The 16144-nt window shown below is 33.6% G+C and carries 5 protein-coding genes; 4 read left to right on the top strand and 1 reads right to left on the bottom strand.

Translation table 11 applies throughout. The features are described from left to right. Nucleotides 1-55: 55 nt before the first annotated feature. The 3 genes from rpoB to ACVC5O_RS09100 all read left to right on the top strand — a co-directional run bounded on the left by rpoB (nucleotide 56) and on the right by ACVC5O_RS09100 (nucleotide 8774). On the top strand, nucleotides 56-3868 hold the full coding sequence (gene rpoB / locus ACVC5O_RS09090; RefSeq protein ID WP_452221169.1) for a DNA-directed RNA polymerase subunit beta: 3813 nt from the start codon (nucleotides 56-58) through the stop codon (nucleotides 3866-3868). Between the two features lie 81 nt (nucleotides 3869-3949). Then, nucleotides 3950-8251, top strand: a complete 4302-nt coding sequence (gene rpoC / locus ACVC5O_RS09095; RefSeq protein ID WP_452221165.1) for a DNA-directed RNA polymerase subunit beta' — start codon at nucleotides 3950-3952, stop codon at nucleotides 8249-8251. 202 nt (nucleotides 8252-8453) lie between these two features. Beyond that, the gene (locus tag ACVC5O_RS09100; protein WP_452221166.1) at nucleotides 8454-8774 is read left to right on the top strand and encodes a DUF3467 domain-containing protein; all 321 of its coding nucleotides are present in this window, start codon (nucleotides 8454-8456) and stop codon (nucleotides 8772-8774) included. A 506-nt stretch (nucleotides 8775-9280) separates the two neighbouring features. Here ACVC5O_RS09100 and ACVC5O_RS09105 read toward each other — a convergent pair. Then, nucleotides 9281-10870 carry a peptide chain release factor 3 gene (locus ACVC5O_RS09105; protein WP_452221167.1) on the bottom strand — a complete coding sequence of 530 codons (1590 nt, stop codon included), beginning with the start codon at nucleotides 10868-10870 and terminating at the stop codon, nucleotides 9281-9283. Between the two features lie 472 nt (nucleotides 10871-11342). Between ACVC5O_RS09105 and ACVC5O_RS09110 the strand changes: the two genes are divergently transcribed. Continuing rightward, nucleotides 11343-16144 (top strand): beta strand repeat-containing protein (locus ACVC5O_RS09110; protein WP_452221168.1); only part of this gene is annotated, 4802 nt, incomplete at its 3' end.

Here is a 16144-nt window from a genome sequence, read left to right on the forward strand (position 1 = left end):
ATAATGTAATAAGGTACACAATAATTATTATTTTTAATCATAATTTCGTCCATTGATGTTAGTAAAACAAGCTGAAAGATTAAATTTCTCGTCTATTATCAATAGAACAGAATATCCAGATTTTATGGATATTCAGATCAAATCCTTCCAGGATTTTTTCCAGTTAGAAACTAAATCAGAAGAAAGAGGAAATGAAGGTTTATATAACACCTTTCAAGAAAATTTCCCAATTACAGATACACGTAATCAATTTGTTCTAGAATTTTTAGATTACTTTGTCGATCCACCAAGATATTCTATTGAAGAATGTATAGAACGTGGACTTACCTATAGCGTTCCATTAAAAGCAAGGTTAAAACTGTATTGTACAGACCCTGAACATGAGGATTTCGAAACTATTGTTCAAGATGTGTATTTAGGCACAATACCTTACATGACTCCTTCGGGTACATTCTGTATCAATGGTGCAGAACGTGTGGTAGTTTCACAATTACACAGATCTCCAGGTGTATTCTTCGGTCAATCATTCCATGCAAATGGAACAAAGTTGTACTCCGCAAGAGTAATACCTTTTAAAGGGTCTTGGATAGAATTTGCAACAGATATTAATTCTGTAATGTATGCATACATCGATCGTAAAAAGAAGTTACCTGTAACCACTTTATTTAGAGCTATTGGTTTTGAACGTGATAAAGATATTCTTGAAATTTTTGATCTTGCTGAAGAAGTTAAAGTTTCTAAATCTGGTTTAAAAAAGATTTTAGGAAGTAAACTTGCAGCTCGTGTTCTTAATACATGGCACGAAGATTTCGTAGATGAAGATACAGGAGAAGTTGTTTCTATTGAAAGAAATGAAATTATTCTAGATCGTGATACGGTTTTAGATAAAGATAATATAGAAGAAATTCTTGAAGCTGATGTGAAAACTATTCTTTTACACAAAGAAAGTGCACAACAAGGTGATTATGCTATTATACATAACACACTTCAAAAAGACCCAACAAATTCCGAAAAAGAAGCTGTTGAGCATATCTATAGACAATTACGTAATGCTGAGCCGCCAGATGAAGAAACAGCACGTGGTATTATAGATAAGTTATTCTTTAGTGATCAACGTTACTCCTTAGGAGAAGTTGGTCGTTACAGAATGAACAAAAAATTACAATTAGATATCGGAATGGATAAGCAGGTGCTTACCAAAGAAGATATCATTACAATTATAAAATACTTAATCGAGTTAATAAACTCTAAAGCAGAGATTGATGATATCGATCACTTATCTAACCGTCGTGTACGTACTGTAGGTGAGCAATTATCTTCTCAGTTTGGTGTTGGTTTAGCACGTATGGCTCGTACTATTCGTGAGCGTATGAATGTTCGTGATAACGAAGTCTTTACTCCTATAGATTTAATTAATGCAAAGACCTTATCGTCTGTCATTAATTCTTTCTTTGGTACAAACCAATTGTCTCAATTTATGGATCAAACCAACCCTCTTGCAGAGATTACGCATAAGCGTCGTCTTTCAGCACTAGGACCAGGTGGTTTATCTAGAGAAAGAGCAGGATTTGAGGTTCGAGATGTACACTACACACACTACGGAAGACTATGTCCTATTGAAACTCCTGAGGGACCAAATATTGGACTTATTTCTTCACTTTCTGTTTATGCAAAAGTGAATTCAATGGGATTCATTGAAACACCATATAGAAAAGTTACAGATGGTGTAGTAGATGTTAAAGGAACACCTATATATTTAAGTGCTGAAGAAGAAGAAGATAAGTTAATTGCTCAAGCAACTGTAAAAGTTGATGATAAAGGAAAAATCCTTCACGACAAAGTTATTGCTCGTATGGAAGGTGATTTCCCTGTAATGTCTCCAAAAGATATTCATTATACAGATGTAGCTCCTAACCAAATTTCGTCAATTTCAGCTTCGTTAATTCCATTCTTAGAACATGATGATGCCAATCGTGCCTTAATGGGATCTAACATGATGCGTCAGGCAGTACCTCTATTAAGACCACAAGCTCCAATTGTTGGAACTGGCTTAGAACGTCAAGTAGCGTCCGATTCTCGTGTATTAATTAATGCAGAAGGAGATGGTGTTGTACAATATGTAGATGCTAACGAAATTGTTATAAAATACAAACGATCAGAAGATGAAGCTAAAGTAAGTTTTGATAGCGATACCAAGTCTTACCCATTAGTTAAATTCAGAAAAACAAACCAAGGAACTTCTATTAACCTTAAACCTATTGTTAAAAAAGGGGATAAAGTAACTAAAGGCCAAGTATTATCAGAAGGTTATGCCACTCAAAACGGAGAACTGGCCTTAGGTAGAAATATGAAAGTAGCCTTTATGCCTTGGAAAGGGTATAACTTTGAGGATGCTATTGTAATTTCTGAAAAAGTTGTTCGAGAAGATATATTTACATCTATTCATATTGATGAGTATTCTTTAGAAGTTAGAGATACAAAATTAGGAAACGAAGAGTTAACTAATGATATTCCTAACGTTTCAGAAGAAGCTACAAAAGATTTAGATGAGCATGGAATGATTCGTATTGGTGCAGAAGTAAAGCCAGGCGATATTCTTATTGGTAAAATTACACCAAAAGGAGAATCTGATCCAACTCCAGAAGAAAAATTATTACGTGCCATTTTTGGAGACAAAGCTGGTGATGTAAAAGATGCTTCATTAAAAGCGTCTCCATCATTACATGGTGTAGTTATTAATAAAAAATTGTTCTCTCGTGCTATTAAAGATAAACGCAAAAGAGCAAAAGACAAAGAAGATATCATTCAGTTAGAAGGTATTTACAATGCTAAGTTTGATGAGTTGCAAGCTGTTCTTGTAGAAAAATTATTCTCTATTGTAAATGGTAAAACTGCTCAAGGTGTATTTAATGATTTAGGTGAAGAGGTATTACCAAAAGGTAAAAAATTCACACTTAAAATGTTAAATTCTGTTGATGATTATACGCATTTAACAAGCGGAACTTGGACAACTGATGATAAAACAAATAAGCTTGTAGCAGATTTATTACATAACTACAAGATTAAAGAAAATGATATTCAAGGCGCTTTAAGACGTGAGAAGTTTACTATCTCTGTTGGAGATGAGTTGCCTTCAGGAATTATAAAATTAGCTAAAGTTTATATCGCTAAAAAGCGTAAACTTAAAGTTGGTGATAAAATGGCAGGACGTCATGGTAACAAAGGTATTGTTGCACGAATCGTTCGCCAAGAAGATATGCCATTCCTTGAAGACGGAACTCCTGTAGATATCGTATTAAACCCATTAGGTGTACCTTCTCGTATGAATATTGGACAAATTTATGAAACTGTTTTAGGTTGGGCAGGTCAAGATTTAGGTAGAACGTATGCAACACCAATTTTTGATGGTGCCACATTAGACCAAATTAACGAACTTACAGACGAAGCAGGTATTCCAAGATTTGGACATACATATCTTTATGATGGAGGAACAGGAGATCGTTTCGATCAACCTGCAACTGTTGGAGTTATCTATATGTTAAAGTTAGGGCATATGGTAGACGATAAGATGCACGCACGTTCAATTGGACCTTACTCATTAATTACACAACAACCATTAGGTGGTAAAGCACAATTTGGTGGTCAGCGTTTTGGTGAGATGGAAGTTTGGGCACTTGAGGCTTATGGAGCATCGAGTACCTTAAGAGAAATCTTAACAGTAAAATCCGATGATGTTGTTGGTAGAGCCAAAACTTACGAAGCAATCGTAAAAGGTGAACCAATGCCAGATCCAGGATTACCAGAATCTTTCAACGTACTTATGCACGAGTTGAAAGGGTTAGGATTAGACATTAGATTAGAAGAATAATAAAATAGTATGCAGTCGCAGTATCCAGTTCGCAGTAAATAGCTAATTAGATACTGAGACTGAGACTGAATACTAAGAAAAATGGCAAGAAAACAAGATAAGAATACAGTACAGAGATTTAATAAAATCTCCATTGGTTTAGCATCACCAGAGTCTATTTTAGCAGAGTCTAGAGGTGAAGTTTTAAAGCCAGAAACTATTAATTATCGTACACATAAACCAGAAAGAGATGGTTTATTCTGTGAGCGTATTTTTGGTCCTGTAAAAGACTACGAATGTGCTTGTGGTAAATATAAAAGAATTCGCTACAAAGGTATTGTTTGTGACCGTTGTGGTGTAGAAGTAACAGAAAAGAAAGTACGTAGAGATAGAGTAGGACACATCAATTTAGTTGTGCCTGTAGCTCATATCTGGTATTTCCGTTCGTTACCAAACAAAATAGGGTATTTATTAGGTTTACCATCTAAGAAATTAGATATGATTATTTATTACGAACGTTACGTAGTAATACAACCTGGTGATGCTAAAAATGAAGAAGGAGAACCATTACAAAAAATGGATTTCTTAACAGAAGAAGAATACTTAAATATTCTAGAAACACTTCCACAAGACAACCAATATTTAGACGACACAGATCCTACTAAGTTTATTGCTAAAATGGGAGCTGAATGTTTAATCGATTTATTGGCACGTATAGATTTAGATGCATTGTCATACGAGTTACGCCACAAAGCAAATACTGAGACGTCTAAACAACGTAAAACAGAAGCTTTAAAGCGTTTACAAGTTGTAGAAGCTTTACGCGAATCTAACGAGCATAGAGAAAATCGTCCAGAATGGATGATCATGAAAGTTGTGCCAATTATTCCGCCAGAATTAAGACCATTAGTACCTTTAGATGGTGGACGTTTTGCAACTTCAGATCTAAACGATTTATACCGTCGTGTTATTATTCGTAACAACCGTTTAAAGCGTTTGGTTGAAATTAAAGCGCCAGAAGTTATTTTACGTAACGAAAAACGTATGTTACAAGAATCTGTAGATTCTTTATTTGATAACACTCGTAAATCATCAGCAGTAAAAACAGATTCTAACAGACCGTTAAAATCTTTATCAGATTCACTTAAAGGTAAGCAAGGACGTTTCCGTCAAAACTTACTAGGTAAGCGTGTTGATTACTCTGCACGTTCTGTAATTGTTGTTGGACCAGAATTAAAATTATTTGAATGTGGATTGCCTAAAAATATGGCAGCAGAATTATATAAGCCTTTTATAATTAGAAAATTAATTGAAAGAGGAATTGTAAAAACTGTAAAATCTGCAAAGAAAATTATAGATAAAAAAGAACCAGTAGTTTGGGATATTTTAGAAAACGTTTTAAAAGGACATCCAGTACTTTTAAATCGTGCTCCTACGTTACACAGACTTGGTATTCAAGCTTTTCAACCAAAACTTATTGAAGGAAAAGCAATACAATTACACCCATTAGTGTGTACAGCCTTTAATGCCGATTTTGATGGAGACCAGATGGCAGTTCACTTGCCACTTGGACCAGAAGCTATTTTAGAGTGTCAATTATTAATGTTGGCCTCACACAATATCTTAAACCCAGCAAATGGTTCTCCAGTAACAGTACCTTCTCAGGATATGGTACTTGGTTTATATTATATGACCAAGCATAAATTATCTACAAAAGAGGTAAAAGTTGTTGGCGAAGGCTTAACATTTTATTCTGCTGAAGAAGTAACAATTGCTTACAACGAAAAGAAAGTAGATTTAAATGCAGGAATTAAAGTACGTACAATAGACTTTAATAAAGATGGCGAATTAGTGCCTCAAATCATTGAAACTACTGTTGGTCGTGTATTATTTAACGAAAAAGTTCCAGCTGCAGCAGGATATATAAACGAAGTATTAACTAAGAAATCTTTAAGAGATATTATTGGTAATATTTTAAAAGTAACAAGTGTACCAGAAACAGCCGCTTTCTTAGACGAAATTAAAACTTTAGGTTACTATTTCGCCTTTAAAGGAGGATTGTCATTCAGTTTAGGTGATATTATTATTCCACCAGAAAAACAATCAATGATTGATGAAGCTAATGTTAAAGTGGATAGTATTACTGGAAACTATAACATGGGACTTATTACTAATAACGAACGTTATAACCAAGTTATTGATATATGGACTTCCACAAATGCAGAATTAACCGAGTTGTCTATGAAGCGTATTCGCGAAGATAAACAAGGATTTAACTCAGTATATATGATGCTAGATTCTGGAGCACGTGGATCTAAAGAACAGATTCGTCAGCTTACAGGAATGCGTGGATTAATGGCTAAGCCTAAAAAATCGACTGCAGGAGGAGGATCTATTATTGAAAACCCAATTCTTTCTAACTTTAAAGAAGGACTTTCAATTTTAGAATATTTTATTTCCACTCACGGAGCACGTAAAGGACTTGCCGATACAGCACTTAAAACTGCCGATGCAGGTTATTTAACACGTCGTTTAGTAGATGTATCTCAAGATGTAATTGTAAACAGTGAAGACTGTGGAACATTAAGAGGTGTAGAGGTTTCTCCACTTAAGAAAAATGATGAAATTGTAGAGAAATTAGGAGCACGTATTCTTGGTCGTGTAGCACTTAATGATGTGTTCGATCCATTAACACAAGAGTTGTTAGTAGAATCAGGACAGTTAATTGATGATGCTATTGCAGAGAAAATTGAAAACTCTCCTGTTGACTCTATTGAAGTGCGTTCGCCACTAAGCTGTGAAGCAAAAAAAGGAATTTGTGCACAATGCTACGGAAGAAATTTAGCAACTAATAAAATGGTGCAACGAGGAGAAGCAGTAGGTGTTGTAGCAGCACAATCTATTGGAGAACCTGGAACACAGTTAACGCTTCGTACATTCCACGTTGGTGGTATTGCAGGTAACATTTCTGAAGAAAATAAATTAACTGTAAAGTTTGATGGTGTAGCAGAAATTGAAGATTTAAAAACAGTTAAAGGAGAAGATAAAGAAGGAAATACAGTTGATATTGTAATTTCTCGTACTTCAGAAATTAAACTTATCGATAAGAAAACAGGAATTACTTTAAGTACAAATAATATCCCTTACGGGTCAACCATAGAAATTAAAAATGGTGATAAACTAAAAGCTGGAGATGTTGTTTGTTCTTGGGATCCATATAACGGTGTAATTATTTCTGAATTTGCAGGAAAAGTGAGATATGAGAATATTGAGCAAGGAGTTACTTATCAAGTAGAAATTGATGAGCAAACTGGTTTCCAAGAAAAAGTAATTTCAGAATCTAGAAATAAGAAATTAATACCAACCTTAATCGTAGAAGATGGTAAAGGTGAAGTCATTAGATCTTATAACTTACCAGTTGGAGCACATATAATGATTGACGATGGAGAGAAAGTTAAGATTGGTAAAGTCTTAGTTAAAATTCCTCGTAAATCTTCAAAAGCTGGTGATATTACAGGTGGTTTACCAAGAGTAACAGAATTGTTCGAAGCGCGTAACCCTTCTAACCCAGCAGTAGTTAGTGAAATTGATGGTGTTGTCTCTTTTGGTAAGATTAAGCGTGGTAATCGTGAGATTATTGTAGAATCTAAATTAGGAGATATTAAGAAATACCTAGTAAAATTATCTAATCAGATTCTTGTACAAGAAAACGATTTTATAAAAGCAGGTATGCCATTATCAGACGGTTCTATAACACCAAACGACATTTTAAATATTAAAGGACCAGCAGCTGTACAACAATATTTAGTAAACGAAGTTCAAGAAGTTTACCGTTTGCAAGGTGTAAAAATTAATGATAAGCACTTTGAGGTAGTTGTAAGACAAATGATGCGTAAAGTAAGAATTATTGACTCTGGAGATACTATTTTCTTAGAAGATCAATTAGCTCATAAAGCTGATTTTATTGAAGAAAATGATGCTATTTTTGGAATGAAAATAGTTGAGGATGCAGGAGATTCTGTAAACCTAAAACCAGGACAAATGATTTCTTCTTTTGAATTAAGAGACGAAAATTCTTTATTACGTAGAGAAGATAAAAACTTAGTTACTGCTCGCGAAGCAAAACCAGCAACAGCAACTCCTATCTTACAAGGTATTACAAGAGCATCGTTACAGACTAAGTCATTTATTTCTGCGGCATCTTTCCAAGAAACAACTAAAGTTTTAAATGAAGCTGCTGTAGCAGGAAAAGTTGATACTTTAGAGGGTCTTAAAGAAAATGTAATTGTAGGTCATAGAATTCCAGCAGGAACAGGAATGCGTGCTTACGATGATATAATTGTTGGATCTAAAGAAGAATTTGATCAAATGATGAAAGCTAAACAAGAAGTTAATTATAATTAAATAAGACTCGGATTTCACAAGCTAAGTCGAAGTGAAATCCGCTAGTCAAATTTATTTCTACCTAAGTAGGAATTTCATTTATTAATATAAAACTTTTTAATAATAATTATAAGAAAGTCCTGCTACTATTAGCAGGACTTTCTTTTTAAATAAAATTTAATTAATAAGCCTACTATATAACGTAAGCATAACAAAATAAAACATGGCAGATAATAAAGATAAAAAACCACAACAAGGTCAAATTAATATTGAGTTAGACGAAAAAGTTGCAGAAGGAACATACTCTAACCTAGCAATAATAAATCATTCTGTATCCGAATTTGTAGTAGATTTTGTGAGTATAATGCCTGGCACACCTAAAAGTAAAGTAAAATCCAGAATTATATTAACACCACAGCATGCTAAACGATTATTAAAAGCCTTAGGTGATAATGTACAACGTTTTGAAAAAGCACATGGTGAAATCAAAGATTATGAGCAACCACCAATACCATTAAATTTTGGTCCAACAGGACAAGCGTAATTATTTAATTAGAAACTTGCTAATTACAATTAAATTTTGTGATGCTCAAAATATTTTTTTTGAGCAACCACCAATACCATTAAATTTTGGTCCCACAGGACAAGCGTAATTATTTAATTAGAAACTTGCTAATTACAATTAAATTTTGTGATGCTCAAAATATTTTTTTGAGCAACCACCAATACCATTAAATTTTGGACCAACAGGACAAGCGTAACAAAACTCACATTTCGTCACTTCGAGTGATTTGTGAAGCATGAGCAAATTGTATCGAGAAGTAGTATTCTTTAATTTATTAATATTATATTTATAAAAAAGCCTTTCAATTTTGAAAGGCTTTTGCGATAATTAAAAATTATTTTAAAACAAAAAGTTATAAATATTAATTATAATAGATAATATTTTGACTTTGTATTAGTTGTTTTAAAGCGTTTTTAAAATTTTTTAAAGCATAATTATTAGTGTTAGATTTACACGTTTAAAACACTATTTAAATTAATTATTTGCTAATCAAATTCAGATACATAGTGAAATTTTATGTTTGGATACTTTTGTTCAGTCATTTGTAGCGAAAAAGAAGAATCTGCTAAAAATACTAATTGATTGCGTTTGTCCTTGGCAAGAAAACGTTGCTTCACTCTTAAAAACTCTTTATATTCTTCACTTTTCTTATTTTTTGGATCTACCCAACAGGCTTTATATACATTTAAGTTTTCGTAAGTACATTTTGCACCATATTCATGTTCTAACCTGTACTGAATAACTTCGTATTGTAATGCTCCAACTGTACCAATAACCTTTCTTCCGTTTAATTCTAAAGTAAATAATTGTGCAACACCTTCATCCATTAATTGATCAATACCTTTATGTAATTGTTTAGATTTTAATGGGTCTGCATTATTAATATACCTAAAATGTTCTGGAGAAAAACTTGGTACGCCTTTGTAGTTTAGTATTTCACCTTCCGTTAAAGTATCTCCAATTTTAAACGTTCCTGTGTCTTGTAATCCTACAATATCACCAGGATACGAGATATCTACTATTTCTTTTTTTTCAGCAAAAAAAGCATTTGGACTAGAAAATTTCACTTTTTTATTGTGTCTAACATGCAAATATGGTGTGTTTCTTTTAAATTCTCCAGATACAATTTTTACAAATGCCAATCGATTTCTATGGTTAGGATCCATATTGGCATGTATTTTAAAAACAAACCCTGTAAAGTCTTTTTCTTCAGGTTTTACTAATCGTTCTTCACTTTGTTTTGGTCTAGGTTTTGGTGCTATTTCAACAAAACAATCCAATAGTTCTCTTACACCAAAACTGTTTAGTGCAGACCCAAAAAATACGGGTTGTAATTCTCCTTTTAAATAATTTTCATTACTAAAATCAGGATACACACCTTCTACTAATTCTAACTCATCTCTAAGTGTATCTGCTGCTTTATCACCAATAAGTTTGTTTAATTCATTAGTGTTTAAATCATTAATCTCAATGGTTTCTTCAATATTTTTTCTGCTGTCTCCACTAAATAAATTAATATTTTTCTCCCAAATATTATAAATACCTTTAAAATCGTAACCCATTCCAATTGGGAAACTTAATGGAGTAACTGTTAAACCTAATTTTTGTTCAATTTCATCTAACAATTCAAAAGCATCTTTACCCTCTCGATCCATTTTGTTAATAAAAACAATCATTGGGATATTACGCATTCTACATACTTCAACTAATTTTTCTGTTTGCTCTTCCACACCTTTGGCAACGTCAATGACTACTATAACACTATCTACAGCTGTAAGTGTTCTAAACGTATCTTCTGCAAAATCCTTGTGACCAGGTGTGTCTAAAATATTTATTTTTGTACCATTATATTCAAATGCAAGCACAGAGGTCGCTACGCTAATTCCACGTTGTCGCTCAATTTCCATAAAATCACTGGTTGCTCCTTTTTTTATTTTATTGCTTTTTACTGCGCCAGCTTCTTGTATTGCTCCTCCAAATAGTAAAAGTTTTTCTGTAAGTGTTGTTTTACCTGCATCTGGATGAGAAATAATACCAAAGGTTCTTCTACGTTTTATCTCGTCTAAAAATTTCATTAAAAATAATTTTTCACAAATATAGATGTATTAGAGAAGTTATTTTAATCCTAAATCTTTTTTATCTAATAGTATTTTGGAAAAGTTTTATTTTTTACAACCGAATAATTTTTTCTAGATTTTGACTAAGATTTTATGTTTTATTAATAAAAAAAATGGAGCTATGAAGTAATTTAATAGTTTAAAAGTAGGAAAAATTCTTATTGAAATAGTTGGATATTGTATTTTATCGTTTATATTTGCACTTTAACGATTAGAATTATAATTTAAAAATGAATTTTTTTTTCTTAGCATAGAGCTTTAGATTTGTTCTATTAACTGTTATTTGTGCGTTTTATCGAATTTTGTGTCAGATTATCGTACAAATATCTCTTTAACTCAATTTTAACATTTATTTTAGCAACTAAATTGTGGATTTTCCACAACAAAAAATACCCAAATAATATATACAACAATTTTACCCATATATAATATGAAAATCTCTACTCGATTCTCGAACACAAATTTATTTGTTTTCTTTAAAGTATTTTTATTTATACTGTTTGCTAGTTTCGCTGTTAACACAGTATCTGCTCAGCAAACTTTAGATTTTAGAAATCCTACAATTGTTAATGGAGGAGCTAATTTAGCAGTTGGTACTCAATATCGTTTTCAGAATGTAACAACAACTCCAGATGGTACTGTTGTAGATGCACTTGTTACTATTTCAAGTGCTCAAGCAGCTACGTTAAATCAATTTGATGATTTAGCAGATCATTTGGGTAATGGTTTGTCGAGTTTTGATCCTATTGTGCAAATAAATGGAGGTTCTATTGTAAATGGCTCTGCAGATGGAGCTTATGTTGAGTTTTTATTTGAATTTGTTTTAAATTCTAACAACTCTCTGCCTATAATTATTGAGTTGGACGCCTATTCTATGGATGTAGATGGTAATAATGGTAATATTAGAGAATATGTTGTTATAACTGATTTTGGTGGTTATGTACTTAATAACCCTTCCCAATTAAATTATTCGCCTTCAGGTAGATTTGAAGCGGCAACAGATGTTGTTAACCCTGGAATAGATGCTAATTCTCAATTCCTTGCTAAAACTGAATATACATCAATATCTACGTTTACCTATAGAGCTGGTGTGTTAAGAGATTCAGGTAGCTCTACAACGCCAAGACAGTTTGCTTTGGCTTTTGAGCCAATTACTTTTACAAATCCTAACGCTGTTACAATTATTGATGCTATAAATGATGATTACACAAGTTCACCACTTGCCGAAGGGGTTGGAGGTGTTGTTGGAAATGTTATTAGTAACGATATAGAGAATGGTGCTCCTGCAAATGCTGCAAATATTAATATCACATTAGATGATGATGATGGTTCTGGAGCTACTTTGGATGCTTCTGGTAATTTAAATGTCCCAGTAGGAACTCCAGCAGGTTCATATCTTATAACTTATACAATATGTACAAATACTACGCCTCAAAATTGCGATACTGCAACGGCAAGTTTTTTGGTTGCTTCAGATTCAGATGGAGATGGTGTGGTTGATATTACAGATTTAGACGACGATAATGATGGTATTTTAGATGTTGATGAAGGATGTGGTCCATCAGGAGGTAATGGAGACCTTAATATTCTTAGTAATTTTGGAGAGCAAAACTTGAGTAATAGTGATGATGGTACAGAACCAACCTCTATAGCTGGACTAGATGTAACTTATGATTTTGATAACTCTGGTGGAACAACTATAACATCTGAAGATCAAACGGGAGGGAATGGCCAAGGAGAGATTTTTAAATTTAATGGTGGAACTGGTGATACAGGCTCTATAGATTTTGTTTTTTCTGAAATAATTTCTGGATCATTTTTTAAATTAACAGATTTTGATCAACGCGAAATCCTTACTGTCAATGTTTATGATGAAAATAATAATTTAATAGATTTATCTTCTGGTAATTATGTTTCAAGTTTAGGAACACAGATAACTCAAGCAGGAAATGTTTTTACTGAAATTGATTCTAATAACAATGTTGATGGTGATAATACACCAGATGATGGTTTAGGTTCTCTTATTTTAGATTTTTCCGGACAATTAATTAGTAGAATAAATGTCTCAATAGAACACCAAGAAGGTTCTAGTATTAGATTTACTCAAATTACTGGTTTTTGTGAAGCTTTAGATACAGATGGTGATGGGATACCTAATTCAAAAGACACAGACAGCGACAACGATGGTTGTCCTGATGCTTTAGAAGGTGGAAATAATATTTTAGCAGCAAACGTATTGCCAAATGGTCAATTAGATGGTACTGCAAATGCCTCTACTAATGGTGTGCCAAATAATGTGAGTTCAACAACTGGTCAACCAGTAGGAACATCTGCAAACAACTCTCAGTTTGATAGTTTTGGTCAATGTGATAGCGATGGAGATGGCATTATTGACGCCAATGATAACTGTAATGGATTTGACGATACTGTTGATACAGATGGAGATACAATACCAGATGGTTGTGATTTAGATAATGATAATGATGGTATAATAGATGCAAATGAAGGTATTTGTACGTCGCCAGTACAATCTGGTGCTTGGACAATTGTTAGTGGTACAGAAGCTACATACGATTACGGAAATGGAGTAATAGCAAGATTAGTAACTAATTCTACTGGAGCACAAGCAAACACAGCTGGTGTATTTAATTCTGGAGGAACTGGGTATTGGTCAGAAAGTTTAGAAGGCGATGCGTCTCTAGAAAGAGAATACAGTTGGAATAGTACATTAACTGTCTCTTTTGAAAATGCTGCTGGAGATCCTATTAATGTTACCAATCCTAAATTACATTTAGATAGAGTTGGAGGAAGTAATGGAGCAGTAGAAAATAGTGCGTTAGTTACTTTACAAGGTGGATTAACATGGACAAAATTAGCTGGAACTACAGATTTTCAGGTTACGCCAACTACAGTTACAGATTCAGGAGCCGGAAATGCTAATATCGCTACTGGTTACACTTTTGATAGTACAGATGGAATAGCGGACGGAACTGCTGCTGGTTCATTACAAGTGAATGGTAATCTATCAACATTTACAGTTCAATTTATACAAAATGGACCAAATGGTATCGGTACAGATGGTATTGAAATTATACTTTTCGCTTGTCCTGATTTAGATACAGATAATGATGGAACTCCAGATTATTTAGATAATGATAGTGATAATGATGGGTGTTTTGATGCTTTAGAAGGAGGCGATGCTATTAATCTAGCAAGCGTAGATGCAAATGGAGAATTAACAGGAACGCCAGATCCTGTAACAGGTGTGCCTAGTAATGTTGATGCAAATAATGGACAAACTGTTGGTGGTTCTATAGATGGAACACCTTCTGATGCTAATGGACAATGTGATTCTGATAACGATGGAGTAATTGATGCTAATGATCAATGTCCTGGTTTTGATGATAGTGCAAATGCAGATGGTGATGCGTATCCTGATGGATGTGATGATGATGATGATAATGATGGTATTTCAGATGTAGATGAAGGATTGGTAACTACAAATGCTACTCCTGTATGTGGTGCACAAGCAATATTAAACTTCAACAACGCATTCACAGAAGAATCTGGAGATGGAAATATCGCTACGTTTTTATTAAATGAAACGTTTAGATTTCCTAATGTAGCTCCTGGAATTGATGCTTTAGTTACTATTACCGAACTAAACGGAACAACAGTTCCTGTATTAGATGATAATGGATCTAATGTAAATTCTTTCCAACCGCAATCAGCTTTTAGTTTAGCTAATATAGGTGATAGAGCATATACAGAGTTCAGATTCGATTTTGTTTCTACTGGAGGAACAGTAGGAGTAAACGATGTTGTAATTCCTGACTTCTATGTTAATTTTAACGATGTCGATGGAAATGCAGTTTATGGTGAACAAAATTGGTCTGAATCTGCAGATAGTTATGTTACAAATACTCCAACTGAATTATTAATTACTGAAGAAAGTAATTTTATTGTAGGTACAGCTGGTAATAATGAATATCCTGGAGTTACTAACAATTTTCCACAAGTAAATTACTCAACACAACATTCTGGTAAATCAAACTATACAATTAGATTAGGAGTTGTTGCACGTCAAGCAGGAGCATCAGCCTCTGGCAGACAACACAATGTTCAGTTTGATTGTCCTACCAACTTTGTAAATCCAGTAACAACAACAACTATTGATTCAGATGGAGATGGAATACCAAACCATTTAGATTTAGATAGTGATGATGATGGTTGTTTTGATGCTTTAGAAGGTAATGGTGGAATTACTTTAGCGCAAATAGACGCAAATGGAGTTATAACAGGTGCTATTAATACAAATGGTATCCCAACTGCAGCAAACAGTGGAAATGGACAAGCTGATGTTAGTTCTACAAATCCAGCACTTTCTGGTGCCGAATGTACACCTATTGCAATTGATGATGATATCTCTGGTGTAGCACTTACAACAGATGCTGTAATAGATCCTTTTGCTGATAATGGTAATGGAGTTGATTCAGATCCAAATGGAAATTTAGAACCTGACACAGTAAGTTTAGTAGCTAGTAGTGTAACAGGAGGTACTTGCGATATAACAGATGCAAATGGAGATTGTTTACAAGTAACTGTTTTAAATGAAGGAGTTTGGACAGTTGATCCTGCTTCTGGAGAAATTACTTTTAATCCAGATCCTTTATTCTTCGGAAACCCACAACCAATTGATTATAACGTTGAAGATAATGATGGTAATCAATCAAATGATGCAACTATAACTGTTATTTATGCTAATAATTTACCAGTTGCAGAAGATGATACAATTTCAGGTATTGATGAAGATTCTACAGACAATGTAATTGATGTATTAGCTGACAATGGTAATGGTGCAGATGATTTTGGAGGAGATGGTCCAGACGTTGGAGCAATAACACTTCCAAGTGCAACCACTACTGAAGGAGGAACAGTAACAGTAGATAATGGTGGTACTCCAACAGATCCTACCGACGATACTATACTATATACTCCAGCTGCTGATTTTAATGGAACAGATACGTTTGATTATACAATAACAGATTTAAATGGTGATACTTCTACTGCAACAGTAACAGTTGTGGTAGCACCAATTGTAGATGTAGAAGACGATACAACAACTACAGACGAAGACACACCAGTAGTGGTAGATGTTTATGATAACGATAACGACATCCCAACGGAAGGCACAATCGCAATCACAACACCACCAACCAATGGAACCGTAGT

The organism is Lacinutrix salivirga, assembly GCF_053604675.1.

Coding starts and splice junctions, on each gene's coding strand:
- rpoB (WP_452221169.1), top strand. CDS start 56: ATGTTAGTAAAACAAGCTGAAAGATTAAATTTCTCGTCTATTATCAAT.
- rpoC (WP_452221165.1), top strand. CDS start 3,950: ATGGCAAGAAAACAAGATAAGAATACAGTACAGAGATTTAATAAAATC.
- ACVC5O_RS09100 (WP_452221166.1), top strand. CDS start 8,454: ATGGCAGATAATAAAGATAAAAAACCACAACAAGGTCAAATTAATATT.
- ACVC5O_RS09105 (WP_452221167.1), bottom strand. CDS start 10,870: ATGAAATTTTTAGACGAGATAAAACGTAGAAGAACCTTTGGTATTATT.